The organism is Citrobacter sp. 506, from assembly GCF_050434985.1.
Classification (GTDB): Bacteria; Pseudomonadota; Gammaproteobacteria; order Enterobacterales; family Enterobacteriaceae; genus Citrobacter; species Citrobacter braakii.
The window spans coordinates 438,025-464,760 of sequence record NZ_JBNDJN010000002.1; the positions used below are offsets into that span (position 1 = coordinate 438,025).

The following is a 26,736-nucleotide window of genomic DNA, read 5'->3' on the forward strand; positions in this document are numbered from 1 at the left end:
CGCATAACTCCGTAGCCGGATAAGGCGTTTACGCCGCCATCCGGCATCAACGTCGTTTATTCAAACGTCCCTTTTACACAGGCTTTTTTCTCTCTGACGACGGCTTTGCCCTTCGCCCACAGGTGATGAACTTCAAGCGCATCATTGAGCACCAGAATGTCGGCATCGCATCCCACCGCCAGACGCCCTTTATGCTCCAGTCCCAAAAATTCTGCGACCGTTCGCGTCAGCGGACACAGCGCCAGTTCCAGCGGTATGGCATGAACCTTCACCAACTGGCGCACTGTTTCAGCCAGTGATTCAAAGCCTGCGACACCGATGCCGGTAAGATTACCGTAGTCATCAAATTCCGGCTGGCTACCGTTGCCGTCTGAACTCAAGGTAATACGCGACAGCGGCACGTTCTGGCGTAGCGCCGTGGCGATAGCCGTGGCCGGGTCGACGGGTTCATCAATGCTGCTGGTAATGTCGATATAACCGCCTTTGCGGGCATACTCCAGCGCCGACTGAAACAGCAGTTCCGCACGATTGACGTGTGTGGGCAGCAGCTTGGTAATCGGTACATCGCAACTGTCGAGGATCTGGTACAACGGCTCCAGCATGCGCGGGCTGTCGCCCATATGGAAGACGCTAATCCCCGGCTTGCGCCCTAACAATCCGCCAACGCGCGACTGCGCCGCCATGTTTGCCAGCGCCGAGGTGTCCGGGGCTGAAGAACGATGGTCCGAAACAGCACATTTCACGCCAATGATTTTATCGATCAGCGCCACATCGCGATCGATACTGCCGGTGATGGTCGGAGAAGGCAGAGAATACGCCCCGGTCAGCATCCATGCGCTGATGCCTTCAAATTCCAGCGCGCGGGTTTTCGCCAGCAGCGATTCAGGGTGACGGGTAATACCATCTGTCCCCAGCAATCCCACCACCGAGGTGACGCCAGCTTCAACCAGCCGCGACAAGCGCACTTCCGGCGTGCGGGTGTGCGGCCCCGCTTCTCCGCCGCCGCCAATCAGATGGACGTGTTGATCGATAAATCCTGGGCACACAATCGCACCGTCAAGATTGATACACTCGCAGCCAGGAAAATCGTCAGGGGAAATCGACGGCGCGATGGCAACAATTTTGCTGTCAGACACCAGTATATCCTGGCGTCCTAAGTCTTCCGGCGCGTACACGTGTCCCTGCTGGAACAACGTCAAATTAAGAATGGAACAGTTCATAACCTTCCTTGTCAGGCAATAACCTGCATAACCCAAATAGAGAGCAGCGCATTAATTACGCATACCGCAATAATAAGCGGGTAATAACGGGGATGGACTCCCGCGGTACCCAGACAGCGTCCCACATTTTGCACCGGATTGCCCATCAGGTAGATAGCCGGTAACAGCACCGTAGCATCATGTCCCGAAAGCGTACCGGCGACAACCAGGCTGGCGCAAACACCGACGCCGCCTCCCATACTCATCACCGCCGCCAGCAGTACGGTAGCAGATTCCCCCGGCAGTCCCCACAGCGCCATTACCGGCTCACATACCCGCCCGACAATCTCGAGCAGTCCCGTCACCTTCAGCGCCTGAATAATCACAAACGCCATTACCACGTTAGGCAACAGGCTGGTTGTTGCAATAGTGAATCCGCGCCGTGCGCCATCGATAAACATATCCATGACGTTTTTACGTACTTGCGTTGTCATCTCACGCCTCCTGCTGCGTACGGCGATTTTCCAGCTGCGCAATCCACAAACGCAGCAGGTTCGCACCCACAAATTTGAAGACAAGGATCACCGCCAGCGGCGTAATCACCGGAACGGTAACCATCGTAAACAGCGCAGCACCCGAGGAAAAATAGTTGGTAATACACGCACTGCCGCTGGTTTGCCAGCAGGCAAAAATGGCACGTTCCTGTTCAGTGATAATGCCCTCTTTCGCCATTTCTTTAGTCATCCCTGCCGCAGCATCGGTATTTTGCAAATTCGCAATCAGCGCCAGCGAGCAAATACCCGGAATACCGAGTAACGGGCGCAGGACTGGCGTCATCAGTTGCTGTGCCGCACGCAACCCTCCCAGCCCTTCGGTGACGGAAATTATCCCGAGTGAAAGAATGACGGAAGGCGCCAGCTCAAGCGCGAATAAGAAGCCGTCTTTTGCGCCCATACCGCCCGTGCCGCGAAAAGAGACCGCCGTGTCCCCCGCCGCATTAATCTGCCCAAACGCACCGTTGAGAACGGTGAAATCAAAGACTCGCCACCATTCGGTACTTTTCGCAAACATGCCGGAAAAAAGAATAATCGTAATAAAAAAAGCGAGATAACCGCCCCATCCCACCTTCTGCTGCGTGTGTGTGTTGTGACCCATTTTGTTCTCCTGTTGGCCTTATTCCTTGCGTGACTTAAAGACATCACGCGGGTCAAGTTAAAGACAAACGCAGAGAAAAACGACACCAGAGGAGATTATTCAGAATGTGTGGATAGAGGTCAGACAAGTTCGGCTCCGGCGACATTGCATCGCCGGAGCAAACAGATTAGGGTTCATCAACGACCTGACCATCCGGCCAGGCATGCATTACCGCTTTGATTAACGTCGCCAGAGGAATCGCAAAGAATACGCCCCAGAATCCCCACAGGCCGCCGAATATCACCACTGAGAGAATAATCACCAGCGGATGCAGATTTACCGCCTCGGAGAACAGCACCGGCACCAGCAAATTACCGTCCAGCGCCTGGATTATCAGGTATACGGCAAAACAGCTCCAGAACTCGGTGCCAAGCCCGAACTGGAACAATGCCACACCGACCACCGGAATAGTGACCACGAAAGCGCCGATATACGGGATCAGCACGGAGAAGCCTACCAGCACCGCAAGCAGCAGCGAATAGTTGAGGCCAAACAGCAGGAAGCCGAGCCAGGTCGCCACGCCGACCACCACCATTTCCAGCACCTTGCCGCGGATATAGTTGGTGATTTGCTGGTTCATCTCTTTCCACACCTGCCCCGCCAGTCCGCGATTACGCGGCAGCACCCGACGCACAGCGTTCAGCATTTGTCCTTTATCTTTGATCAGGAAGAACACCATCAACGGGACGAGAATCAGATACACCGCCAGCGTCAGCAATCCGACCAGTGAAGCCAGCGAATATTTCACCACTGAATCGCCCATGGTGAGCATTCGCGAGCGCATATTCTCCGCCATCGCATCAATAATGCCCGCATCCATCAGCGCCGGATAACGCCGCGGTAAGGTGGCGGCAAAATCAGACAATTTATTGAGCATGCCGGGCATATCGCGGATCAGGTAGATCCCCTGTTGCCATGCAACGGGCATTACCACAAACGCCATCAGCAGCAAAATACCGACAAACACCACCAACACAATCGATGTCGCCCAACGCCGTGAACAACCAATATGTTCCAGCCGTACTGTCGGCCATTCGAGCAGGTACGCCAGCACAATGGCGACCAGCAGCGGCGCCAAAAGACCGCTAAAAAAGAACAGGATGCCAAAACCGGCAACCAGAATAATCAGCAAGGCGATGGCTTCGGGGTCGCTAAAGCGGCGGCGATACCATTGCATCAACATTTCGAGCATAAAACCCTTCCATGAATCCAATAGCGGGATTGCGATCCCGAATTGTATCGAAATGTCACAAAAAAGACTTCGCTTTTTATAGCGGATTACGCAAAGTGAAAAGTCATTTTTCCTGGGTGTTCATCGTCAGGTTTCGCAGTTACACTCCCTAAGCTTGCGGAGTGTGAACGAAACTTCACGGCATTGGTCAAATGGCTATCTCAAAAAAGAATACAGGACAGAGGTTATGTTCAGGCAGTTGAAAAAAAACCTGGTTGCTACCCTCATTGCTGCACTGACCATCGGTCAGGTTGCGCCCGCATTTGCAGAAACCGCGGACACCCTGCCTGATATGGGAACCTCGGCAGGGAGTACGCTTTCCATAGGACAGGAAATGCAGATGGGCGATTATTATGTACGCCAGCTGCGCGGCAGTGCGCCATTAATTAACGATCCGTTGCTGACGCAATACATTAATGCGCTGGGGATGCGTCTGGTCTCGCACGCCGACTCGGTAAAAACGCCCTTCACCTTCTTTTTGATTAACAACGATGAAATCAACGCCTTTGCTTTCTTTGGCGGCAACGTTGTTTTGCACTCCGCACTGTTCCGCTATTCCGATAACGAAAGCCAACTGGCATCGGTTATGGCGCACGAAATTTCCCACGTTACGCAGCGTCACCTGGCGCGCGCAATGGAAGACCAGAAACGCAGCGCGCCGCTAACGTGGGTGGGTGCGTTAGGGTCAATTTTATTGGCGATGGCCAGTCCGCAAGCAGGTATGGCGGCGCTGACCGGGACGCTGGCGGGTACACGCCAGGGGATGATTAGCTTTACGCAGCAAAACGAACAGGAAGCAGACCGCATCGGTATTCAGGTACTGCAACGCTCGGGATTCGATCCCCAGGCCATGCCGACGTTTCTGGAAAAATTGCTCGATCAGGCCCGTTACTCTTCGCGTCCACCAGAAATTTTGCTGACTCACCCCCTGCCAGAAAGCCGTCTGTCGGATGCCCGTAACCGCGCCAACCAAATGCGTCCGGCTGTCGTCCAGTCTTCAGAAGATTTTTATCTGGCCAAAGCACGCACCTTAGGCATGTACAACTCTGGTCGCAACCAGCTGACCGATGACCTGCTGAGTAACTGGTCGAAAGGCAACATACGTGAGCAACGTGCGGCGCAGTATGGCCGGGCATTGCAGGCAATGGAGGCCAGTAAATATGACGAGGCACGTAAAGCACTGCAACCGCTGCTGGCGGCAGATGCTAACAATGCCTGGTATCTCGACCTGGCAACGGATATCGATCTCGGCCAGAAGAAAACCAGCGATGCCATTAATCGGTTGAAAAACGCCCGCGACCTGCGCACCAACCCGGTACTGCAGCTCAACCTGGCAAATGCGTATTTACAGGCCGGGCAAGCCAAAGAGGCGGCGACCATCCTGAATCGCTATACGTTTAACCATAAGGACGACCCTAACGGCTGGGATCTGTTAGCGCAAACGGAAGCCAACCTGAACAACCGCGATCAGGAACTGGCGGCCCGCGCGGAAGGGTATGCCCTCGCAGGACGTCTGGATCAGGCGATTTCGATGCTCAGCAGCGCAAGCTCACAGGTCAAGCTGGGTAGCCAGCAGCAGGCCAGATACGATGCCCGTATCGACCAGCTACGCCAACTGCAAGAGCGCTTTAAACCGTATACGAAAATGTAATTATCGAACCCTTGCCGGATGGCGATATGTAGGCCAGATAAGGTCTTTTGGTCGCCATCCGGCAGGATTGTTATGCAAGGAGAAGTCATGTCAGACGCGATTAAAATCTACCATAACCCACGCTGCTCCAAGAGCCGTGAAACGCTGGAGTTACTGAAGTCTAACGGTGTGGACCCGGAAGTGGTGTTGTATCTGGAAACCCCGGCTGACGCCACAACCCTGCGTGAATTGCTGCAGATGCTGGGCATGTCCAGCGCGCGCGAGCTGATGCGCCAGAAAGAAGATCTCTATAAGTCACTTAATCTGGCGGACGTAAATCTGAGTGAAGATGCGCTGATTCAGGCAATGGTGGAAAACCCGAAATTGATGGAGCGCCCGATTGTGGTTGCCAAAGGCCAGGCGAGAATTGGACGCCCGCCGGAGCAGGTACTGGAAATCATCGGTTAACCTGAAACCTGCCGCAGTCTCTTCGGCTGCGGCGCTTACAGCTTCAGTATCTCTTTTACGAATGGAATGGTCAGCTTACGCTGGGCGGTGATCGATGCATGATCAAGCTGATCCAACGTCATAAACAGCGTACGCATTTCTCGATCCAGACGCTTGAGCAGGAAGCGTCCCACATCTTCCGGCAGTTCAAACCCACGAAGTCTGGCGCGTAATTGCAACGCCTGCAGCTTATCTTCATCGGAAAGCGGCTGCAGCTTGTAGATTTGTCCCCAGTCCAGGCGCGAGGCGAGATCCGGCAACCCCAGATTCAACTGTCTTGGCGGGCGATCGCCTGTGATCAGCAGACGCGTTTTCCCCGACTCCAGGATGCGGTTGTAGAGATCAAAGATCGCCATTTCCCACAGCGAATCCCCGGCCACACATTCGATGTTATCGATGCATACCAGCGATAAATGCTCCATACCGTCGAGCACCTCGGGGACGAACCAGGTACGCTTGTCGAGCGGCACATAGCCTACCGCATCGCCGCGCGCGGACAGTTCCGCACAAGCTGCATGCAGCAAATGACTACGGCCAGCGCCTTCACGCGACCAGAGATAAATATACCCGCTATGGTCCTGACGCAGCACGTTTTGCAGTGCAGCCAGTAAAGAGGAGTTATCCCCCGGCCAGAAACTTGCGAAAGTTTCGTCGTCAGGAAGATAAAGTGGCAAAGAGAGCTGTGCCGGTGTGTTCAGAGATACCTCAACCCAGGATTTCATAAAATCGCGTTGAGTTTAACACAGAAATACGTCGTGATAGAACCGGGCAGCATCGCCACCCGGTAAGAGATTTACTGTTGCGGACTGTCGGCATCTTCCGCGTCAAGCACGACTTCTTCCGGACGCAGCAGGCTGATAACTTTGAAAATCAGGCTCAGACAAACGCCAACAATGGTCGCCAGCGCCATGCCTTTCAGCTCAGCGGCGCCAATGTGAACTTTCGCACCACTCACGCCGATGATCAAAATAACCGAGGTCAGGATCAGGTTTTGCGCTTTGTTGTAGTCAACTTTTGACTCGATCAGTACGCGAATACCAGAAGCACCAATCACGCCGTACAGCAGCAGCGATACGCCACCCATGACCGGCAGTGGAATGATTTGGATCGCCGCAGCCAGTTTGCCCACACAGGAGAGCAGAATGGCAAAAATTGCCGCGCCGCCGATAACCCAGGTACTGTAAACACGGGTAATCGCCATTACGCCAATGTTTTCGCCGTACGTGGTGTTCGGCGTAGAGCCGAAGAAACCAGAGATAACCGTAGACAGGCCGTTGGCAAACATAGAACGATGCAGGCCAGGATCGCGAATCAAATCTTTTTTCACGATATTCGCCGTTACCACCAGGTGTCCAACGTGTTCAGCGATGACCACCAGCGCCGCCGGCAGGATGGTCAGAATGGCAACCCATTCAAAGCGCGGCGTGTAGAACGTTGGCAAAGCAAACCAATGGGCCTGCGCAATCGGCGTGGTGTCCACGACCCCCATCACGAAGGAGAGCGCGTAGCCGGCCAGCACCCCAATCAGAATCGGGATAATCGCCATAAAACCGCGGAACAGTACAGAGCCAAATACCGTAACCGCCAGCGTCACCATTGAGATGATGATGGTTTTTGAATCCGGTAATTGTCCCTCTGCTGGCAGTAACCCCGCCATGCCCGCAGCGACGCCAGCCAGCTCCAGACCGATGACGGCAACGATTGCGCCCATCGCCGCAGGAGGGAACATGACATCCAGCCAGCCGGTTCCTGCTTTCTTAACGATGAAAGAAACCAGACAGAACAGAACGCCGCACATAATGAAACCACCCAGCGCCACTTCATACCCTAACGGCAGCAACAGCAGTACTGGGGAAATAAATGCGAAGCTGGAACCCAGATACGCAGGAATTTTACCTTTACAGATAAAGAGATACAGCAACGTACCAATGCCGTTAAACAGCAGAACGGTAGCCGGGTTGATGTGGAACAGGACTGGCACCAGTACCGTTGCGCCAAACATGGCGAACAGGTGCTGCAAACTAAGCGGGATTGTCTGTAAAAGCGGCGGTCTTTCACTCACCCCGATAGCACGGCGCGTCATAGTGTTTTCCTCTGAGTGTTGTTTGTTATTAGCCTTGGGTTGTTATATTCAAAAAAAAGCCGACTCTTAAAGTCGGCTTCTTTTCACTTATTCGTTTACTTGGTACCAAAAATCTTATCGCCGGCATCGCCGAGCCCCGGAATAATGTATCCGTGCTCGTTCAACCCCTGATCGATGGAGGCCGTGTACAGCTCAACATCCGGGTGCGCTTTTTCCAGTGCCGCGATACCTTCCGGTGCCGCAACCAGGACCAGCACTTTAATGCTGGTGCAGCCTGCATTTTTCAGCAGGTCGATGGTGGCGATAACGGAACCGCCGGTTGCCAGCATCGGGTCAACGATCAGCGCCATACGCTCATCGATGTTAGATACCAGCTTCTGGAAGTACGGAACCGGCTCCAGCGTTTCTTCGTTTCGGTACATACCAACCACGCTGATACGCGCGCTCGGAACGTTTTCCAGTACGCCTTCCATCATGCCCAGGCCCGCACGCAGGATTGGCACAACGGTGATTTTTTTACCTTTGATTTGGTCAACTTCAACCGGACCGTTCCAGCCTTCAATGGTCACCTTTTCGGTTTCCAGACCAGCGGTTGCTTCATAAGTCAGCAGGCTGCCAACTTCCGAGGCGAGTTCACGAAAGCGTTTAGTGCTGATGTCGTTTTCACGCATCAGTCCCAGCTTGTGTTTGACGAGTGGGTGTTTGACTTCCACGATCTTCATACTCTTCTCCTTTCCTCAGACGAGTGGCAACCACAAAAAAAATCGCCGGATTATACCGCTTTTCGTCTCTGGCGCAACACTGGATACGCTTGATATGGATCAACCAAAGTCGTTTGCGTCTGGATGATGAGTATAAAACAAGCCCCGCATTATTGGCGGGGCTGGCTGTCAATACTATGAATTTTATAGATATTCAGCATTGGTCTGGATAACGTTTTGATACCATGAAAAAGATTTCTTCGGCGAGCGTGCTAACGTTCCGCTTCCGTCATTATTTTTATCAACATAGATAAAGCCGTAGCGTTTTTTCATCTCCCCCGTCCCGGCCGAGACTAAATCAATACAGCCCCACGGGGTATAGCCCATCAGGTCCACGCCATCTTCCACTACCGCTTTTTTCATTTCGCTGATATGTGCGGCTATATAGTCAATACGATAGGAATCATCTACCGAGCCGTCGGCCTGCTGCACGTCAATCGCACCAAAGCCGTTTTCGACGATAAACAGCGGCAGTTGGTAATGATCCCAGAACCAGTTCAGCGAATAGCGCAGACCAACGGGATCAATCTGCCAGCCCCAGTCCGATTTCTGCACGTACGGGTTGGAAACCAGACTTTTCGACTCGTCGTAGTCCAGCTGTGGGTTGTCTGCCGTGGCCTGCGTTGCGAAAGACATATAGTAGCTAAAGCCGATGTAATCGACACACCCCTCGGTCAGCGCCTGACGGTCTTCCTCGGTGATATCAAGATCAAAGCCACGCCGGGCAAAGTAGTTGAGAAGATGCTGCGGGTATTTGCCGCGCACATGGACATCGGTAAACCAGTAACGCCGGTGCATGGCGTTCATCGCCATCATCATATCGTCCGGCGCGCAGGTCAGTGGATAGATAGGACACATGGCAATCATGCACCCTATCTGCAATGCCGGGTTAATCTCACGCGCAGCCTTTACCGCCAGCGCGCTTGCCACCAGTTCATAGTGCGCCGCCTGGTACATAACCGGCTCGCGGTCTTCACCGGGCTGATATTTCAGGCCAGAGTTAGTAAAAGGCGCGAAGTCTTCGTGATAATTTGCCTGGTTGTTAATTTCATTAAACGTCATCCAGTACTTCACTTTGTGCTGGTAACGGGTAAAAACCACTGCGGCAAAACGGACAAAGAAATCGATAAGCTTACGGTTACGCCAGCCACCATATTCCGTCACCAGATGGTATGGCATCTCGAAATGCGACAACGTAATCACCGGTTCAATGCCATATTTCAGGCATTCGTCAAACAGGTCATCATAGAACTGCAGGCCAGCCTCATTGGGTTGCACTTCGTCGCCTAAGGGGAAAATACGCGTCCAGGCAATCGAAGTGCGAAAACATTTAAACCCCATTTCGGCAAACAGCTTAATGTCGTCTTTATAGCGGTGATAAAAATCGATGGCGTCGTGGTTAGGGTAGTTTTTACCGGCAATCACACCGTCAGTGATTTCACGCGCCACGCCATGCGCCCCCGCCGTCATGACATCGGCAACGCTAATTCCTTTTCCACCTTCCTGCCAGCCACCTTCCAGTTGATGAGCGGCTACGGCACCACCCCACATGAAATCTGCTTTAAATCCTGACATACCCTTCCCCTCTCGTGATTACTCTGTGCAAAACGCTGTTGATGAGGTCCGCAACAGAAAACAGAAACCGGTTTCAGTACGATACTGTGTATTCAGCAGACAGGTTTCAAGCACAAGACTGTACCCGGTTTCATTTTCGTGGCGCAGTTCAAACAAATAGATAAATGATTGTAAAATGCTGAAAAAATCAGCACATAAAACTTGATGCAGAGCAGGCTCGCAAACGTTTGCTTTCCCTGTTAGAATTGCGCCGAATTTAACTTTTACTGCAAGTAAACATGTGGGGAAGCAGGCAGTGACCGATAAAACCTCTCTTAGCTACAAAGATGCCGGTGTTGATATTGATGCAGGTAATGCTCTGGTTGATCGAATCAAAGGCGTAGTAAAGAAAACTCGTCGTCCGGAAGTTATGGGTGGTCTGGGTGGCTTCGGTGCGCTGTGCGCATTGCCGCAAAAATATCGTGAACCGGTACTGGTTTCCGGCACTGATGGCGTCGGCACAAAACTGCGTCTGGCGATGGATCTGAAACGCCACGACACTATCGGCATTGACCTCGTCGCAATGTGCGTCAACGACCTCGTGGTTCAGGGCGCTGAGCCGCTGTTTTTCCTCGACTACTATGCTACCGGCAAACTGGATGTGGATACCGCAGCCAGCGTCATTAACGGTATTGCCGAAGGCTGTCTGCAGTCTGGCTGTGCGCTTGTCGGCGGTGAAACGGCTGAAATGCCGGGGATGTACCACGGCGAAGATTACGACGTGGCAGGCTTCTGCGTTGGCGTCGTCGAAAAATCTGAGATCATCGACGGTTCAAAAGTGGCTGACGGCGACGTACTGATTGCACTCGGTTCCAGCGGTCCGCACTCCAACGGCTACTCTCTGGTGCGCAAAATTGTTGAAGTCAGCGGTTGTGACCCGGAAATCACCGAGCTTGAAGGCAAGCCGCTGGCCGATCACTTACTGGCCCCGACCCGCATTTATGTCAAATCCATTCTGGAACTGATTGAGAAGGTTGATGTGCATGCCATTGCCCACCTGACCGGCGGTGGTTTCTGGGAAAATATTCCACGCGTTCTGCCAGACAACACGCAGGCTGTGATCGATGAATCTTCATGGCAGTGGCCAGCCGTCTTCAACTGGCTGCAAACGGCGGGTAACGTCAGCCAGCATGAGATGTATCGCACCTTTAACTGCGGCGTAGGCATGGTTATCGCCCTGCCAGCTTCTGAAGTGGACAAAGCCCTTGCTTTGCTCAATGAGAAAGGTGAAAACGCATGGAAAATCGGTATCATCAAAGCTTCTGATTCCGAACAGCGTGTGGTCATTGAATGAAAAACATTGTGGTGCTCATTTCCGGCAACGGAAGCAATTTGCAGGCGATAATGGATGCCTGCGAACAGAATAAAATCAATGGCACCATACGTGCAGTATTCAGTAACAAGGCCGATGCGTTCGGCCTTGAGCGCGCACGCGAAGCGAATATTCCTGCACACTCGCTGGAAGCCGCCCAGTTTGCCAGTCGCGAAGCATTCGACCAGCAACTGATACAAGAGATCGACGCTTATGCCCCCGATGTCGTGGTGCTGGCCGGTTATATGCGCATTCTAAGTCCAGCGTTTGTTGCTCACTATTCTGAACGATTGCTGAATATCCACCCGTCTTTATTGCCGAAGTATCCTGGCCTGCACACGCACCGTCAGGTTCTGGAAAACGGCGATGAAGAGCATGGCACCTCCGTCCATTTCGTCACCGATGAACTGGACGGCGGACCGGTTATTCTCCAGGCCAAGGTTCCGGTATTTGAAGGCGACAGCGAAGATGATGTCACGGCACGAGTCCAGGCCCAGGAACATACCATTTACCCGCTGGTGGTAAGCTGGTTTACTGATGGTCGCCTGAAGATGCGTGATAACGCAGCATGGCTGGACGGCGTTCGTCTGCCGCCACAAGGCTACGCCGCCGACGAAGAATAAAATCAACCTGTAAACCGGATCTCACCATCCGGTTTACAGGCATAAATACCTTTTCCGGTTAACATCTCCGGTATTCATCTACGCTCCCCCTTTCTCTTTGCTATCAGACGGTTTATTGTCATATTTTTCTGGCACTGTTGGACATCTGAGAGCAATGCTCGCCATAATAAATCGGTAGTGTCCCGTGAATGAAACGGAGTAAAAGTGGTAATGGGTCAGGAAAAGCTATACATCGAGAAAGAACTCAGCTGGTTAGCGTTCAACGAACGTGTACTCCAGGAAGCTGCTGATAAGTCAAACCCGTTGATCGAACGGATGCGTTTCTTAGGCATCTATTCCAATAATCTCGACGAGTTTTATAAGGTTCGTTTTGCCGAACTGAAGCGCCGAATCATTATTAGCGAAGAACAGGGTTCAAACTCTCACTCCCGCCATCTGTTAGGTAAAATCCAGGCCCGTGTATTAAAAGCCGATCAGGAATTTGACGGCCTGTACAACGAGTTGCTGCTGGAGATGGCGCGCAACCAGATTTTCCTTATCAATGAACGTCAGTTGTCGGTCAATCAACAGAGCTGGTTACGCCACTACTTCAAACAATATCTTCGCCAGCACATTACACCGATCCTGATCAACCGCGAGACGGATTTAGTTCAGTTTCTGAAAGATGACTACACCTATCTGGCGGTGGAAATTATCCGCGGCGATACGATCCGCTACGCGCTGCTGGAAATCCCTTCCGACAAGGTTCCCCGTTTTGTGAATCTACCGCCGGAAACCCCGCGCCGTCGCAAACCGATGATCCTGCTAGACAACATCTTACGCTACTGCCTTGACGACATTTTCAAAGGGTTCTTTGATTACGATGCGCTGAACGCCTATTCGATGAAAATGACTCGCGATGCCGAATACGATTTGGTGCACGAGATGGAATCGAGCCTGATGGAGCTGATGTCGTCCAGCCTGAAACAGCGTCTGACCGCAGAGCCTGTACGTTTTGTCTATCAGCGCGACATGCCCAATGCGCTGGTCGAGGTACTGCGTGAAAAGCTGACGATTTCTCGCTACGACTCGATTGTTCCCGGCGGGCGTTACCATAACTTCAAAGACTTTATTAATTTCCCCAACGTTGGCAAAGCTAACCTGGTGAACAAACCGCTGCCGCGTTTGCGCCATATCTGGTTCGATAACGAGAAGTTTCGTAACGGCTTTGACGCCGTTCGCGAACGCGACGTGCTGCTATATTATCCGTATCACACTTTTGAGCACGTTCTTGAACTGTTGCGCCAGGCCTCTTTCGACCCGAGCGTGCTGGCGATAAAAATCAACATCTACCGTGTGGCCAAAGACTCGCGCATCATTGATTCGATGATCCATGCTGCGCACAACGGTAAGAAAGTCACCGTGGTGGTAGAATTGCAGGCTCGCTTTGATGAAGAAGCCAACATTCATTGGGCCAAGCGTCTTACCGAGGCAGGCGTTCACGTCATCTTCTCCGCGCCGGGCCTGAAAATTCACGCCAAATTGTTCCTTATCTCGCGTAAAGAAGGTGATGAAGTTGTGCGCTATGCGCATATCGGGACGGGGAACTTCAACGAAAAAACGGCGCGTCTCTATACCGACTATTCGTTACTTACTGCCGACTCACGCATTACCAACGAGGTTCGTCGGGTGTTCAACTTCATCGAGAACCCGTATCGTCCGGTGACGTTCGATTATCTGCTGGTTTCTCCGCAGAACTCGCGCCGTTTGCTGTACGCGATGATTGACAAAGAAATCGCCAACGCGCAGCAAGGACAGCCTTCCGGTATCACCCTAAAACTGAATAACCTGGTCGATAAAGGCCTGGTTGATCGTCTCTATGCGGCCTCAAGCTCAGGCGTGCCAGTCAATTTATTGATTCGCGGTATGTGCTCTTTGATTCCGAACCTGGAAGGCATTAGCGACAATATTCGCGTGATAAGCATAGTTGACCGCTACCTTGAACACGACCGGGTTTATATCTTCGAAAACGGTGGCGACAAGCAGGTATACCTCTCCTCCGCAGACTGGATGACCAGGAATATCGACTATCGCATCGAAGTCGCCACACCGCTGCTGGACCCGCGTCTTAAGCAACGGGTGCTGGATATTATCGATATCCTGTTCAGCGACACGGTGAAGGCTCGCTTCATCGATAAAGAACTCAGTAATCGCTACGTACCACGCGGAAACCGCCGTAAGGTTCAGTCACAATTGGCGATATACGACTACATCAAATCACTCGAGCAACCTGACTAACGCTATGCCAATACACGACAAGACTCCACGACCGCAGGAATTTGCTGCGGTCGACCTTGGTTCAAACAGTTTCCATATGGTCATTGCCCGCGTGGTTGATGGCGCAATGCAGATTATCGGGCGACTGAAACAGCGCGTTCATCTGGCGGATGGCCTCGGCGAAGATAACAAGCTGAGCGAAGAGGCAATGGAGCGCGGATTAAGCTGCCTGTCGCTGTTCGCCGAACGTCTGCAGGGCTTTCCCCCATCAAGTGTATGCATCGTGGGAACCCATACTTTGCGTCAGGCGCTAAATGCGACCGATTTTCTCAAGCGAGCAGAAAAAGTTATCCCCTACCCGATTGAGATTATTTCCGGTAATGAAGAAGCCCGACTGATTTTTATGGGCGTGGAGCACACCCAGCCGGAAAAGGGTCGTAAGCTGGTTATTGATATCGGCGGTGGTTCAACAGAACTGGTGATCGGCGAAGATTTCGAGCCCAAACTGGTGGAAAGCCGTCGTATGGGCTGCGTCAGTTTTGCTCAGATGTATTTCCCGGGCGGCGCTATTAGTCGGGAAAACTTCCAGCGTGCGCGCATGGCGGCAGCGCAAAAGCTTGAAACCTTAACCTGGCAGTTTCGCATTCAGGGCTGGAACGTTGCGCTGGGCGCGTCGGGCACGATTAAAGCGGCACACGAAGTGCTGCTGGAGATGGGTGAGAAAGATGGTTTTATCACCCCTGAACGCCTGGACAAACTGCGAACCGAAGTGCTGAAGCATGCGTCATTCGATGCGCTCAGCCTGCCGGGGCTGTCTGAAGAGCGAAAAGCGGTGTTTGTGCCGGGACTCGCGATTCTGTGCGGCGTTTTTGACGCACTGGCTATCCGCGAACTCCGCCTTTCTGATGGCGCACTACGCGAAGGCGTGCTGTATGAGATGGAAGGTCGTTTTCGCCACCAGGACGTTCGCAGCCGTACCGCGAGCAGCCTGGCGAACCAGTACAACATCGACAGCGAACAGGCCCGGCGCGTACTGGAAACGACGATGCAAATGTACGACCAGTGGCATACGCAGCAGCCAAAGCTGGCCAATCCACAACTGGAAGCGTTGCTGCGCTGGGCGGCGATGCTGCATGAGGTTGGGCTGAACATCAACCACAGCGGTTTACATCGCCACTCGGCGTATATCCTCCAAAACAGCGATTTACCGGGTTTCAATCAGGAACAACAGCTGATGATGGCAACCCTGGTTCGATATCATCGCAAAGCGGTGAAACTGGATGATTTGCCCCGCTTTACGCTGTTCAAGAAAAAACAGTTTCTGCCGTTAATTCAGCTGTTGCGCCTGGGCGTGCTGCTGAATAATCAGCGACAGGCGACCACCACGCCACCGACGCTGACCCTAATTACCGACGACAACCACTGGACCTTACGCTTTCCGCATGACTGGTTTAGCCAGAATGCGCTGGTGCTGCTCGATCTGGAAAAAGAGCAGCAATACTGGGAAGCCGTTACCGGCTGGCGACTAAAAATTGAAGAAGAGAGTTCACCCGATATCGCCGCATAAGCTCTCAGCAGGTGCCAGTTCTTCTGGCACCTGTTCTTCCAGCATTTCATGCAACGGCTGTGGTTTACCAATCAGATACCCCTGCATGTAATCAATCCCCAGCGAAATTACCGCACTGCGTATTTCTTCGCTTTCGACGTACTCCGCAACCACCAGCATTCTTTTCATCCGCGCCAAATGGCAAATAGAGGCCACGATTTGATAGTCGAGGCTATTCGAAACGATGTTGCGAATAAAGCTGCCATCAATTTTCAGGATATCGGCATTCACATTCTTCAGCCGCGCATAGCTGGCATATCCGGTACCAAAATCATCAATCGCAATCTGACAGCCCAATGATTGCAGTTGCAGTAGCGTTGCCTGCGCCTGTTCCGCATTGGTTAAGGCATTGCTTTCCGTTACTTCAAAAATCAGCTGCCACGGTTCAACTTTGTACTTAATCAGCAACTGGTTGATGTCATGCGGAAGCCGGGCATGGCATACCGACGTGGGAGATAAGTTAATAGCAAACCGACGGGCGGGCATTTTTTCCCGATTCTGCGCCATAAACTTCAGCGTATTTTCAATCACCCACAGATCGATGCTGGATGACAATCCAAACTCATGCGCTACCGGTAAGAAGCTGTCAGGACCGATGGTTTTACCATCATCCCCCTCTAGCCGCAGCAGAATTTCGTGATAAACATCGCCGCGCACGCCTGAAATCGGCTGCGCCATCAGGAAAAAGCGATTGTGCTCCAGCGCCAGTTGCAGACGATTCATCATCGCAACCTTATCTTTCAAGTCACGTTGCAGGTGCATCACGCCTCGGCGCTGCAAATTCTCTGGCGCATTGGTCGCCAGAGAAAGCTCGGCGATGGTGCTTAACTCCCCCAGTAACAAGTAGATGTGGTTAACAGGAGAACGGACATAGCAAAAACTAATCCCCACCTGCGGCTGTAAAGGCATGCCATCCCAGATAAAACGAAACTGCTTGATATGCCTGTCCAGCGCTTCAATACGCTCCTGATGCGACTCGGTGTTAAAACGCAGCACTAAATCATTACCCGATAACTGATAGACATGCTCATCTTGTTTCAGCAATGGCTTTACCCACTGGGCAAGTTTTTGCTTGTACTGGATACGCAGCATAATGCCGTAATTTTTCACCAGCAGTTCCATACCCGGAACACTCAAAAAGCAAAGCACTGACCATGGCGCCTTTCTCAAATCCCGGTTCAAAGCGCGCAAATTCGGAATATGCACCATGGGGTCAAAGAAGGCCAGACGATGAGAATGTCTGGCAACAATTCTCTGGCGCGTTGCCAGTACGGCAATAAAATTCACGATGAAGGAGAAAACCAGGTAACTCGATGAGGTAATGGCAAGCTGCACATCGTAACCCGAATACCAGGGCATATAGCGTTGATAATAATGAATTGCTGTAATGAGTACGAGCATCCATATTAACGAAATAAATTTATAACCGTAACGCATTGCTCCCCATAGCATGACGGGCAGCAGCAGTGACAAGGTATAATTCGTGCTAAATATCGAGCTTTGCTCATCTAACGGCATACACAACAATGTCATTAGTATGGTCAATATAATCAGCCAGACCGCAAACTCTGTTTTGGTAACTTTGGTGTCAAACTGCTGCTTTAACTGAGATAAATAGCCTCTGATATACAAAGGATTACGAATCGTGCGAATGATAAAGTAGCACAGTGGAACCCCAACCAGATTCCCGGCCAGCATGGCCTGATAGTTGATCAACGTGCCGGTATTAAGGGGCATAACGCCCACCATGCCGGATTTGCTCTCATAGACGCCCACAAACGCGGCGAAATGGAAGAATAGCAGAAACAGCGTTGCCGGGCAGAAAACCTGCCAAAACATGTGCTGAAACATCAGGTGGGAGTCACCGTAAGAAACGTTATTACGCCGGGGAGCAAAAACTTTATACCCTCCCCAACTAAGCACTATCGTAACTATAAAGTGCGAAATTATTGAGAGCATTTCAAATAACCCAACCTGCGGATATTTGTACCAGATGATGGAAATGATAATTCCTGGTAATGCCGCCCAGCCGAAAAACAACATCAGGCTAACCATTAGCGCTAAAGGCAGGTAGAAAAGAATTACGTTCCCGGTACTAATATGGGCATAGGTGTTAGCAGTGCTCAATATAGGCAACAGCAAAGAAGGCAAGATGAGAGGTAACGCCCACCATCTATCTCTAATACCAATATAATTTTTATTGAGTTTCATAGATGCTCAGTAGAATCCCGCACATCCTGCAGGGGGTATTCGGACAGGCATCCCACCTGACGTTAAAACGATAAAGTTAAATACATTAAAATGACTCATCAATTCTAGTTGTCAGCAAAGGGTGATGCTTGATACATATCAATAAATAAGTCCCTCATTAATCAATTATTACTCTTTTCATGGTTTTTTATCGTTATCTCATTATTAATGCAAATAATAATATTAATTTCCATAACATAAATAGATAAAACAACTGAATCAATTTTACATAACGAAAAATTGACCATTCCCTCACAGTATGCCTTAATGTGACTATCGCCCTCAGTTGGGTACACTACAAGGAACCTTTTGTGAGCCAGGTTACCAGCCTACGCAAACGACACCGATTTAACAGTCGCATGATCCGGATCGTACTGCTTATCAGCTTTCTTTTCTTCTTCGGACGCTTTGTCTACTCCGCCATAGGTGCGTGGCACCACCACCAGAACAAAAAAGAATCTCAGCAGATCACCCAGCCGCAACAGGCATCTCCTGCACAAACTGACGTACGCTGATCGCTCGCGCCGATGATACTCCAGCATTAAGATTCCTTACCGGATGGCTAATCGCCTGACATTTAACCATCCGGTAAGGGATTTGAGTGATGAAACTTCACGCAGTCTTACCCACCCACACGTGCTGATATATCGGATAATCAACCGTTTTTTTCGCACAAATACACAATCTTTTAATCCCACTACACTGCGCTCAAATTGACGCTAATTAATATCTACAGAAAATATCACTGACTAAAACATTCATATTTCACATGAAATTAAATGCTTATTTGAATTGTTACCATTATTAAATTCTACAGGGTAATACCATGAGTATTTTTCATTATTTCCGTAAATAAGAAGCGGTGTTGAATGGATCGCAGACATTAAGTGTGTGATTAACCCTACTATCGAGCTGGACAGTCGCATCGATAAAATTCGCGCAATAAAAAGCCCTCTGTAAACAGAGGGCTTTTACATACTACCGGTTCAGAAACCGCTAAACGGGAGGAATATTATTCCCACTCAATTATTTACGGATAACATAAGCAATTGACTGATAACAACTTTTAAAACAATGAAATTTTTCATACCGTTTTATATACCGTCACCGGAAATCAGTACCATGAAAAATGCCATGTCACCTGGTCAGCGAATCGTACTGCTTTTCACAGACTCGTCCGGCTTCGGATGACCGATCAGCGTACTCTGCCAGTTGTCGGTTTCGCTCGAGAGATTTGCTGAGCACGTCGGCAAGCAAAACCCCGGTGTCTGCGGCTGACGCCCCAGCGCCGAAAGTGGCGTTATACTGCCTGAGCTGATCACGGATGGCAACGAGCTGTTGCTGCAACCTGCCAGCGCGAGCGGCAGCATCAAGAGCATCATTGCGCGCTTGGTCGATCCTCTGCTGCGCTTTACGTTCATTGGTAGCTTTCTCCTGTTCATCGTGCTTACGGGCTTTATCATCAGCCTGTTTCTGGTCTGCCTGCGCCTTCGCATACCCAGCTTCGTACTGCGTTTCACCATGATTAACCCATGCGACACGACAGCCAACCACAAGAGCAGCAAGCATCGTCACGATAAGCAACTGTTTCCAGTATGTTTTCACCAATAACATGATCATGATTCACTCACTGATACCGATCCGGTCATCAAAGGGAGTTGCCGGTTGTCTTTGGCGACGTTCACAGGCCAACGATAACCTGTCACGCGGGAGCGTGAGAATGCACGAATGTTGATAGCATCTGACTGATTACCACCCAGAACCATCAGGTCACCGTTCTGGTGCTGCCCGACCACAAATCCGACATGTCCGCCGCCGTCACGACTGAATACCACCACACAACCGTATGCCGGTTCCCGCAAACCAACACCCCAGTTAAGGTATGATTTTGCTGATTCGAAACGGGTAGATTTTATACCAACTCGTTCCAGCATCGCACCGACAAAGGCAGCGCACCACGGCGTTTCGTCATCCTTAATACCGCCGCGCTTAATGTCTTTCCAGAACTGGAGGATTAACGGATTATGGCGTGGTCCTTTAATCTCCATCTGCCCAATATGTTTACGTGCTTCTGTAATCCAGGCTAACTCACTCATGATGACCTCGATATTTTGAAAATCTGCACGACGTTACCGCGCGTCTTCAGGACGGCGGCAAGCATGACAGCGTTGATGACGACCTCCGATAAATCGGCGGCCATTGGCGTGTGATACCAGATGGCATAGGCAGCGCGGATGGGAATGCTGGCTGATGCCACGATAAGGAAGTAGGCTATCCATCCACCCCATCGGCGGTGTTGCGAACCATTACGCCGGAAGGTTCCGACGCGGATTGCTATCGCAGAACAGATAACCGCATTGGCAATGAGTAAAAGCAGCTCATGAGTTGTCATCGTCTTTTCTCCCCGGGATTAAATCGCGTGGATTGTCGGAACGGTGATAGAGCCAGATACCAATACGTACTGCGACGATTGCTGACACGAACGCGCCAGCAGAGAAGACGATCCCTTTCTCGAATGAATCCTGCGTGATAGTTGGGATCAGGCTGGCTACGCCGATAAGGATTGATGCAGTTGGTTTGTAGAAGAGAAGCCCGCATAGAAAGCTGAGCATCGACAGGAGAACCCGGCGGCGTATTGGATACTCAACGGCTGAGGTAATAAATATTACCGCACCAGATAAAGCACCAAGAGCCACCTCGGGAGGAACTCCGGCGATAACCGCAGCTAGAGACCCCATGCTAAGCCACTGATTTAAAGACTCACTGGTTAGCTGGGCTGACATAATGACCACCGTTTACTGTGCATAAAGACCCCCTTAGTTGGTGATCACATCATACACAATAAACCATATATGGTTTGAATTACCTAGGATAACTCCTACCAAAATTACCTTTTGGGTGATAATATTATAATCTGCATTAGACTTAATCACTTTACTACTTAGGTTTAAATTCTAAAATTATAATAGCTAACGTTTGAATGGGATTAAAATGAATCAAATGAAGTACAGACCTGACATAGATGGTTTGCGCACACTGGCTGTGTTGTTGGTTATCCTATACCATGTTGGAGTGCAGGGGATAAGTGGTGGTTTTGTTGGTGTTGATGTTTTTTTTGTGATTTCTGGGTATCTAATCACTGGAATCATATATCCTAAATTGCAAGACGGGACATTTAGCTATCAAGATTTTTATCTGAGGAGAATAAAAAGAATTTACCCAACTCTACTGTTAGTAGTTGCGGTGACATTCATTGCATCATACTTCTTCATGATGCAAACAGATTTTAAAGAATTCATAAATAGTGCTCTTGCATCGTTGCTTTCTTTAAGCAATTTCTTTTTCATGTTGAACACTGGTGGTTATTTTGATCAGTCTACAGACAATCTCCCGCTTTTACACACATGGTCATTATCTGTTGAAGAGCAGTTTTACATTATTTGGCCGATAATATTAACCATAGCATTTATATTTAAAAAGGGAACAGTTATATTCATAGTTTTCCTTTTGTTATCCATTGGATATTCTCAATACTTAACATTCACCAATCCTTCATTTGCTTACTACATGATACCATCTAGAGCTTTTGAATTGTTAATCGGTGGTATATGCTCAATTTATCTAAAAAATACATTTCCTACAATCAAGATCAGGTCTTTACTTGCATCGTTAGGTGCAATAATCATTATTGCTTCATCATTAATATTGTCAAAGCATTCAAATTTCCCAGGCTTGAATGCGCTGCCTGTATGTATTGGAACTGCAATGATAATAATTGCTGGTAATGGCAATATTTATCCACCAGTTAACAAAATCCTTAGTTTTAAGCCGATTGTTTACATAGGGAAAATATCCTATGCCGCTTACTTGTGGCATTGGCCATTAATTGCCTTTTATAATTATAGGGGCCTGCCTCTAACACCGTTAAATCAATTAACCATTATCATTACCACACTATTGTTATCAAGCATAACATTTCATTTTATTGAAAATAAGTCTAGGTATCTGAATTTTTCATTTCAAAAAACAGTCATAATATTTTTCGTTTTACCTGTCATTGCGTTTACAGGAATCACTATTGCCTCATATAAAACAGATGGATTCGCTTACCGATTCAAAGGTTACATCGATGAACTGAGCGCTGAAAATGATCCTAGCAAAATAAGAAGCGATTGCCATACAAACTATTATAAAAACAATTGGGATATCAAAAAAATAATTCCAGAGTGTAACATTGGTGATACATCAAGACCTGTTGATGGATACCTATGGGGAGACTCTTTTGGGAATGCAAGTGCAGGGTTCTTTGACTCTTACGGGAAGGCTAACGGACTTAATTTTCAAGAAAGAACAATAAGCTGGACCCCACCTATACCAGCAACCTCCTTTGGTCGCCCTAACTTCAAAAATGAATATAAAACCAGCACAGCAAGCTTTACCTCTTGGATATTCAATGAATCTCTAAAATATAAGTACGTTGTATTATCTGCAGACTGGAGACAATATGACAAATGTTCTCGTGATGAAATCACTGGTATACCTCATGAATGCGCTCTGTTTGATTCCAATGGTAACAACATCACTAGAGACTATAGAAACAGAGTTGAATCCATGATTAAAGAATACATCAATCACGGTGTGAATGTGATAATTTTCAACTCTGTTAATGGCATTGATTTCAATAAAATAAAATCAGGAAAAATAAGTGGAAAAGACATTTCCACAAAAGAATACATGAAAAAAGAGGTTATAGGAGATGATGAGTTTATTCATTATCTTGTTAAAAAATACCCACAAATCACTTATATTGATCCTAACAATATCCTCTGCAAAAATGGTTCATGCACAGGTCAAATTAATGGGAAAATAATCTATAGAGACGGCGGACACTTAAACTGGTCTGGTTCAAAGGAACTTGGAAGACTTTTCGTTAAAGAGTAATCGTAGAAGCGGCGCCGTTAAACGGCGCCTGATTTATATTAAACGCTAAGAGTCTGAATTATATCGGTATTGGCTTTATTAACGACTGGATAGTTACATGTTAAAGTTGAGTTTACGGTAAGATTTTCGCCAAACCAAAACTTATTTGATGTGGATACCGATGACGAACCAGCACCATCAATTTTCAAACATGCCAATGCATTTATAAAATTATTTCTGACACATCTAATGGTCTGATAGTGAGATAACCACGATTGGTTTCCATCGTCTCTTAATAATGTAGCAACGCCCTGAGATGTAAATGATTGTGAGGTAATCATGTTGCAAGTTAACTCCATAATACTATTGGAGGAACCAAGGGATATACCTGATGGCAAACTAGCAATAACATTACCACCCCTTAGTATATTTCTATTTACTCGAAGTATCTTTGGAGTATAACCGCTTGCGCTTAAATCAAGAAAAAATGATGAGACGGTCCCTAACTGATTGCCTGATATTTCTACAACACAATCAGAAGAGCATTTAATATTGAATCTATTATATGCACCAGTGAAATTGTTATTTGTTAATGATACTTTTTGATACCCCCCTCCAGAGTTACTCCACATTGCCCCAAAAACTGGCGTAGATGGTAAAGATGTTGACCATCTAAAGTCATTTCTATCAATAAATAACTCTTTACTATAACTTCCGAAACTTAAAGAGCAATTTCTTATTTCATTATCATGAATGAATACACGCTCAAAATTACTAACATGTAAGTTGGCGGTTCCTGATGTTAGCAACCTACCCATAATGTTATTAGTAAGACGCAGGACTGAGTTTGAAATTTCATCTTGATCTACTCCAATTATCATTCCAGTGCTTGTGATATTAATAATATTGTTATCTATCTTCCAGTCTGAGTTTATAACATGCGTATACAAAGTTAAAAATGACGGCGCAGAAAAATAATTGTCAGATATGGATACATTATAAGAATTCATAATGTAATCATTATTTCCAGATATTCCTAAAAGAAGGATTCTATCCTGTGATTGGACTGTATTCCCTGTAATTTCTATACTATTAACCCATCCTGTGTCAAACCACTCAGTACCCCTGTTCGTGTATATCATCATCCAATAGCTGCTTGTTGTAGCAGTATTCCCAGATACTGTTATTTGCCCCCATGGCTGCATAGCATAAACACTACCAACCATCCCATGTCCTGTATCGAAAGCCATGCATCCATCGATACAATCAAATGTATTACCTGTCACATTATATCTGTTGAACCCAAATCGGCCCTTAACCGAACCATTTCCGCGTGTATTTATTCTGTTTCTGAAAGTGTTTCCAGTTACTGTAATATCACCAATTAATATGCCATTTCCCAGATCCGAAAACGCCTGACCAGCACAATAGACTGCATGATCATACCAACCAAGGAAAGAGTTACATGAAACACGCAAATTCCTCGCATTACCAGCTACACAACTACCAGGAGCATCTTTAAAAACCATATCAAAAACGACCAGTCCTGACGTTTTTTTGTCATGGTTATAATATGTCTCCCCAGCAACTGGAATATTACCATCAGGACCATGTACATAAGGAGATGTACCACCTGGTTCAATATCACCATAATAAGTTTGGTCTGGAATTCCTGTAGTGCTGCTGGTTCCCGATGCAGCAACTTCAATTGAACGTGCATTACCATCAATTTGTAACCCATGCACCGACTGAGCACCTACAGCACCGCTCAGGAATCGGAATAATTTCCGTGTATCACGCGCCGGATCAATATCTATCGTCGAGCCATCAACAAAATACGTGCGATACCTACGAGTAATAATTGCACTACCGTCACCCCAAATAGAACGGACGTAAGACCAGACGTTAACAGCGGTATCAAAGCAATATGTACCAGGCGGGAAATACACTGAGCATTTCCTGTTATGGGCCTCATCCATTACCTGTTGGACTTTTGGCTGATGGTTTACTGACAAGTCACCTGACTCCAGTGCTGCCATCTCAGTTTCATCCATATACTTTGTTGCTAACAGGCTTGGAGTATTATCTATGTATTCGTCAAGACTCCCGTACTTAGTACCGATATAACTGGCACCAGTAGGCTTTGCCAGCTCCAGCAGAACATCAGAGGCAGAACCAGATTCCGGTAACAACATGATCGGGTTACCGTCATTATCCATACCAACAATTTTATTCTTGCGGAACTCAACAGGTGGTAATTGCGGGATGCTTTCTCCTGTGCGGATCGTTCTGCTGAACAAAGAATCTGTATAAGATGTGTTTCCTGCGCTTAATGAATCTGCATAATTTTTAGTAGCTGCATCCTGCGGCCTGACAGGGTCGCGCAGGTTACGGATATTATTGCCAAGAGCATCATAATAATTTGCCACGAATGATGGCTTACGAAGAGCAAGGCTTAACCAACTGCGTACCTGCTGAATCAGCATCGTCAGTTTATCAAAAGCATCCTCATGCACTTCTGCGAAGAACTTACCCTGATTTCGGAGATCTGTTTCCTGGGTAACCGGCAACTCTCGTGATATCGAAATCTGATAACCGTCGGCAAGAGGCGATGACAAAACAACATTTCCGCCAGTGTATCCGCCAGCACCAGTTACCGTGTAATCAGTGTCCAGTGTTAATTCAGTGATGTTTTCGCTCAGGTCAACAACCTGCACCACCAGATCAGACTTATGAAAAATTCGGAAGGTATAGGGGAATGATGTCGTGACCCCGTTCCCAGTGTAGTCATTGTGGTCAACTTCGGTTGAAACCGTCATGTCATTTTCTCCAGATTGCTTTTGCGCCCGGCGCGCATGCACTCTGGATCATTCTATTACCCAGAAAACCTTATATGAATCGTTTAGGTATTAATCAGTTGTTTTATTACCTTACAGGTAATTTGCATTTCATGCTGGATAGTCCTGACATCTTCTGATACTGTATATTTATACAGTGATTGCATGGAGAAGAAGAGATGCAACGGCAGTATCACCATCCGATGGAAGAAGGATTTGAGGAAAGAATACACACGCCGGTAGGCGTTAGGTCCCTGGTGGAGGATTCGCATCTTATGAAGTTGCTGCGGGAACTCGATAAAGATGGCTTCAATGTTGATGGGCCACTTGCTGAACTGGTTGCGCTTGTGAATTACGTCACAAGTTCTCAAATGACTATGCAGGATCTGCAAACGCATCTCGATTACTGTGCCGAACAGTTACGAAAACAAACCACATAAGGTTGAAATATCCTACAACATGCGTTTATTATTACCTTTACGGTAAATTTACAACGCAAAATACTTGTGCCATAGTGATCAGGCACTGGCAAAATCCAGTGCCGGGATTGAGACCCCGTTGACTACAAAGGCGCATTTACCGCGCAAGCGGTTTTTTTATGCGTAATGCACAGCGACACCCAAATTATGGTGGGCTGGGCGGGGCAGCCGAAAGGCTGGCCGGGTCCTTTGTAGCCGGTAGTCTCAACCCTGCTCAGTTCACCACCCGCAAGA

General features: G+C 48.7%; 23 protein-coding genes. 9 read left to right on the forward strand and 14 right to left on the reverse strand.

Annotated features, from left to right (window positions below):
* Window positions 1–56 precede the first annotated feature (56 nt).
* From iadA to ABIE10_RS12145, 4 genes are all read right to left on the reverse strand, one after another.
* The gene (iadA, locus tag ABIE10_RS12130) at window positions 57–1,220 is read right to left on the reverse strand and encodes a beta-aspartyl-peptidase (protein ID WP_200080342.1); all 1,164 of its coding nucleotides are present in this window, start codon (window positions 1,218–1,220) and stop codon (window positions 57–59) included.
* Window positions 1,221–1,231: 11 nt separating this feature from the next.
* The gene (locus tag ABIE10_RS12135) at window positions 1,232–1,693 is read right to left on the reverse strand and encodes a YjiG family protein (protein ID WP_003037948.1); all 462 of its coding nucleotides are present in this window, start codon (window positions 1,691–1,693) and stop codon (window positions 1,232–1,234) included.
* A gap of 1 nt (window position 1,694) precedes the next feature.
* Window positions 1,695–2,354 (reverse strand): nucleoside recognition domain-containing protein, encoded by a 660-nt coding sequence (locus ABIE10_RS12140; protein WP_429155810.1) that lies wholly within the window; start codon window positions 2,352–2,354, stop codon window positions 1,695–1,697.
* A gap of 166 nt (window positions 2,355–2,520) precedes the next feature.
* A complete protein-coding gene (locus ABIE10_RS12145; protein WP_016153975.1) occupies window positions 2,521–3,585 on the reverse strand; it encodes an AI-2E family transporter in 1,065 nt (354 codons plus the stop codon).
* A 226-nt stretch (window positions 3,586–3,811) separates the two neighbouring features.
* Between ABIE10_RS12145 and bepA the strand changes: the two genes are divergently transcribed.
* Both bepA and arsC read left to right on the forward strand, forming a co-directional pair.
* Entirely contained in the window at window positions 3,812–5,275 is a 1,464-nt protein-coding gene (gene bepA, locus ABIE10_RS12150; RefSeq protein ID WP_016157117.1) for a beta-barrel assembly-enhancing protease, read from the forward strand.
* A gap of 87 nt (window positions 5,276–5,362) precedes the next feature.
* The gene (gene arsC / locus ABIE10_RS12155; RefSeq protein ID WP_046275209.1) at window positions 5,363–5,722 is read left to right on the forward strand and encodes an arsenate reductase (glutaredoxin); all 360 of its coding nucleotides are present in this window, start codon (window positions 5,363–5,365) and stop codon (window positions 5,720–5,722) included.
* 35 nt (window positions 5,723–5,757) lie between these two features.
* Here the strand turns inward: arsC and ABIE10_RS12160 are convergent, their stop codons facing one another.
* From ABIE10_RS12160 to ABIE10_RS12175, 4 genes are all read right to left on the reverse strand, one after another.
* Entirely contained in the window at window positions 5,758–6,459 is a 702-nt protein-coding gene (locus ABIE10_RS12160) for a DnaA inactivator Hda (RefSeq protein WP_200049399.1), read from the reverse strand.
* Window positions 6,460–6,554: 95 nt separating this feature from the next.
* Entirely contained in the window at window positions 6,555–7,844 is a 1,290-nt protein-coding gene (uraA, locus tag ABIE10_RS12165; RefSeq protein WP_016157119.1) for a uracil permease, read from the reverse strand.
* A 95-nt stretch (window positions 7,845–7,939) separates the two neighbouring features.
* On the reverse strand, window positions 7,940–8,566 hold the full coding sequence (gene upp / locus ABIE10_RS12170; protein ID WP_003835110.1) for a uracil phosphoribosyltransferase: 627 nt from the start codon (window positions 8,564–8,566) through the stop codon (window positions 7,940–7,942).
* Window positions 8,567–8,749: 183 nt separating this feature from the next.
* A complete protein-coding gene (locus ABIE10_RS12175) occupies window positions 8,750–10,180 on the reverse strand; it encodes a 6-phospho-beta-glucosidase (RefSeq protein WP_429155814.1) in 1,431 nt (476 codons plus the stop codon).
* 295 nt (window positions 10,181–10,475) lie between these two features.
* On the opposite strand from ABIE10_RS12175, the gene purM reads away from it, so the two are divergent.
* From purM to ppx, 4 genes are all read left to right on the forward strand, one after another.
* Window positions 10,476–11,513 (forward strand): phosphoribosylformylglycinamidine cyclo-ligase, encoded by a 1,038-nt coding sequence (gene purM / locus ABIE10_RS12180; RefSeq protein ID WP_049041569.1) that lies wholly within the window; start codon window positions 10,476–10,478, stop codon window positions 11,511–11,513.
* On the forward strand, window positions 11,510–12,154 hold the full coding sequence (gene purN / locus ABIE10_RS12185) for a phosphoribosylglycinamide formyltransferase (RefSeq protein ID WP_049282287.1): 645 nt from the start codon (window positions 11,510–11,512) through the stop codon (window positions 12,152–12,154). Before purM ends, purN begins: the two co-directional genes overlap by 4 nt.
* Before the next feature lie 210 nt (window positions 12,155–12,364).
* Window positions 12,365–14,431 (forward strand): polyphosphate kinase 1, encoded by a 2,067-nt coding sequence (gene ppk1 / locus ABIE10_RS12190; RefSeq protein WP_003835119.1) that lies wholly within the window; start codon window positions 12,365–12,367, stop codon window positions 14,429–14,431.
* Window positions 14,432–14,435: 4 nt separating this feature from the next.
* The gene (ppx, locus tag ABIE10_RS12195) at window positions 14,436–15,977 is read left to right on the forward strand and encodes an exopolyphosphatase (protein ID WP_016153985.1); all 1,542 of its coding nucleotides are present in this window, start codon (window positions 14,436–14,438) and stop codon (window positions 15,975–15,977) included.
* Here the strand turns inward: ppx and ABIE10_RS12200 are convergent.
* Window positions 15,957–18,227, reverse strand: a complete 2,271-nt coding sequence (locus tag ABIE10_RS12200; RefSeq protein WP_429155818.1) for a sensor domain-containing phosphodiesterase — start codon at window positions 18,225–18,227, stop codon at window positions 15,957–15,959. The two genes, ppx and ABIE10_RS12200, sit on opposite strands and share 21 nt — an antisense overlap.
* A 350-nt stretch (window positions 18,228–18,577) precedes the next feature.
* Here ABIE10_RS12200 and ABIE10_RS12205 point away from each other — a divergent pair, with 350 nt between their 5' ends.
* A complete protein-coding gene (locus ABIE10_RS12205; protein WP_072033354.1) occupies window positions 18,578–18,781 on the forward strand; it encodes a YfgG family protein in 204 nt (67 codons plus the stop codon).
* 622 nt (window positions 18,782–19,403) lie between these two features.
* Here the strand turns inward: ABIE10_RS12205 and ABIE10_RS12210 are convergent.
* The 4 genes from ABIE10_RS12210 to ABIE10_RS12225 are packed head-to-tail and all read right to left on the reverse strand — an operon-like array spanning window position 19,404 to window position 21,049.
* Window positions 19,404–19,886 carry a DUF2514 domain-containing protein gene (locus ABIE10_RS12210; protein WP_429155820.1) on the reverse strand — a complete coding sequence of 161 codons (483 nt, stop codon included), beginning with the start codon at window positions 19,884–19,886 and terminating at the stop codon, window positions 19,404–19,406.
* Window positions 19,883–20,362 carry a TIGR02594 family protein gene (locus ABIE10_RS12215; RefSeq protein ID WP_113073169.1) on the reverse strand — a complete coding sequence of 160 codons (480 nt, stop codon included), beginning with the start codon at window positions 20,360–20,362 and terminating at the stop codon, window positions 19,883–19,885. Before ABIE10_RS12215 ends, ABIE10_RS12210 begins: the two co-directional genes overlap by 4 nt.
* On the reverse strand, window positions 20,359–20,658 hold the full coding sequence (locus ABIE10_RS12220; RefSeq protein ID WP_429155822.1) for a phage holin family protein: 300 nt from the start codon (window positions 20,656–20,658) through the stop codon (window positions 20,359–20,361). The genes ABIE10_RS12215 and ABIE10_RS12220 overlap by 4 nt, the downstream gene beginning before the upstream one ends.
* Window positions 20,645–21,049, reverse strand: a complete 405-nt coding sequence (locus tag ABIE10_RS12225; protein WP_001275998.1) for a putative holin — start codon at window positions 21,047–21,049, stop codon at window positions 20,645–20,647. The genes ABIE10_RS12220 and ABIE10_RS12225 overlap by 14 nt, the downstream gene beginning before the upstream one ends.
* 208 nt (window positions 21,050–21,257) lie before the next feature.
* On the opposite strand from ABIE10_RS12225, the gene ABIE10_RS12230 reads away from it, so the two are divergent.
* Window positions 21,258–23,207, forward strand: a complete 1,950-nt coding sequence (locus ABIE10_RS12230) for an acyltransferase family protein (protein ID WP_429155824.1) — start codon at window positions 21,258–21,260, stop codon at window positions 23,205–23,207.
* 38 nt (window positions 23,208–23,245) lie between these two features.
* Here the strand turns inward: ABIE10_RS12230 and ABIE10_RS12235 are convergent, their stop codons facing one another.
* Complete coding sequence (locus ABIE10_RS12235) at window positions 23,246–26,005, reverse strand: hypothetical protein (RefSeq protein ID WP_429155826.1); 2,760 nt, start codon at window positions 26,003–26,005, stop codon at window positions 23,246–23,248.
* A gap of 197 nt (window positions 26,006–26,202) precedes the next feature.
* On the opposite strand from ABIE10_RS12235, the gene ABIE10_RS12240 reads away from it, so the two are divergent.
* On the forward strand, window positions 26,203–26,463 hold the full coding sequence (locus ABIE10_RS12240) for a hypothetical protein (RefSeq protein WP_042306840.1): 261 nt from the start codon (window positions 26,203–26,205) through the stop codon (window positions 26,461–26,463).
* Window positions 26,464–26,736 lie beyond the last annotated feature (273 nt).

Excerpts from the sequence above, each read along its gene's own strand:
- ABIE10_RS12225 (WP_001275998.1), bottom strand. The coding sequence starts at position 21,049 with ATGTCAGCCCAGCTAACCAGTGAGTCTTTAAATCAGTGGCTTAGCATG.
- upp (WP_003835110.1), bottom strand. The coding sequence starts at position 8,566 with ATGAAGATCGTGGAAGTCAAACACCCACTCGTCAAACACAAGCTGGGA.
- ABIE10_RS12140 (WP_429155810.1), bottom strand. The coding sequence starts at position 2,354 with ATGGGTCACAACACACACACGCAGCAGAAGGTGGGATGGGGCGGTTAT.
- arsC (WP_046275209.1), top strand. The coding sequence starts at position 5,363 with ATGTCAGACGCGATTAAAATCTACCATAACCCACGCTGCTCCAAGAGC.
- ABIE10_RS12175 (WP_429155814.1), bottom strand. The coding sequence starts at position 10,180 with ATGTCAGGATTTAAAGCAGATTTCATGTGGGGTGGTGCCGTAGCCGCT.
- ABIE10_RS12210 (WP_429155820.1), bottom strand. The coding sequence starts at position 19,886 with ATGATCATGTTATTGGTGAAAACATACTGGAAACAGTTGCTTATCGTG.
- ABIE10_RS12235 (WP_429155826.1), bottom strand. The coding sequence starts at position 26,005 with ATGACGGTTTCAACCGAAGTTGACCACAATGACTACACTGGGAACGGG.
- ABIE10_RS12215 (WP_113073169.1), bottom strand. The coding sequence starts at position 20,362 with ATGAGTGAGTTAGCCTGGATTACAGAAGCACGTAAACATATTGGGCAG.
- ppk1 (WP_003835119.1), top strand. The coding sequence starts at position 12,365 with ATGGGTCAGGAAAAGCTATACATCGAGAAAGAACTCAGCTGGTTAGCG.
- ABIE10_RS12145 (WP_016153975.1), bottom strand. The coding sequence starts at position 3,585 with ATGCTCGAAATGTTGATGCAATGGTATCGCCGCCGCTTTAGCGACCCC.
- ABIE10_RS12230 (WP_429155824.1), top strand. The coding sequence starts at position 21,258 with ATGAATCAAATGAAGTACAGACCTGACATAGATGGTTTGCGCACACTG.
- bepA (WP_016157117.1), top strand. The coding sequence starts at position 3,812 with ATGTTCAGGCAGTTGAAAAAAAACCTGGTTGCTACCCTCATTGCTGCA.
- ppx (WP_016153985.1), top strand. The coding sequence starts at position 14,436 with ATGCCAATACACGACAAGACTCCACGACCGCAGGAATTTGCTGCGGTC.
- iadA (WP_200080342.1), bottom strand. The coding sequence starts at position 1,220 with ATGAACTGTTCCATTCTTAATTTGACGTTGTTCCAGCAGGGACACGTG.
- purN (WP_049282287.1), top strand. The coding sequence starts at position 11,510 with ATGAAAAACATTGTGGTGCTCATTTCCGGCAACGGAAGCAATTTGCAG.
- ABIE10_RS12200 (WP_429155818.1), bottom strand. The coding sequence starts at position 18,227 with ATGAAACTCAATAAAAATTATATTGGTATTAGAGATAGATGGTGGGCG.
- uraA (WP_016157119.1), bottom strand. The coding sequence starts at position 7,844 with ATGACGCGCCGTGCTATCGGGGTGAGTGAAAGACCGCCGCTTTTACAG.
- ABIE10_RS12240 (WP_042306840.1), top strand. The coding sequence starts at position 26,203 with ATGCAACGGCAGTATCACCATCCGATGGAAGAAGGATTTGAGGAAAGA.
- ABIE10_RS12220 (WP_429155822.1), bottom strand. The coding sequence starts at position 20,658 with ATGACAACTCATGAGCTGCTTTTACTCATTGCCAATGCGGTTATCTGT.
- ABIE10_RS12135 (WP_003037948.1), bottom strand. The coding sequence starts at position 1,693 with ATGACAACGCAAGTACGTAAAAACGTCATGGATATGTTTATCGATGGC.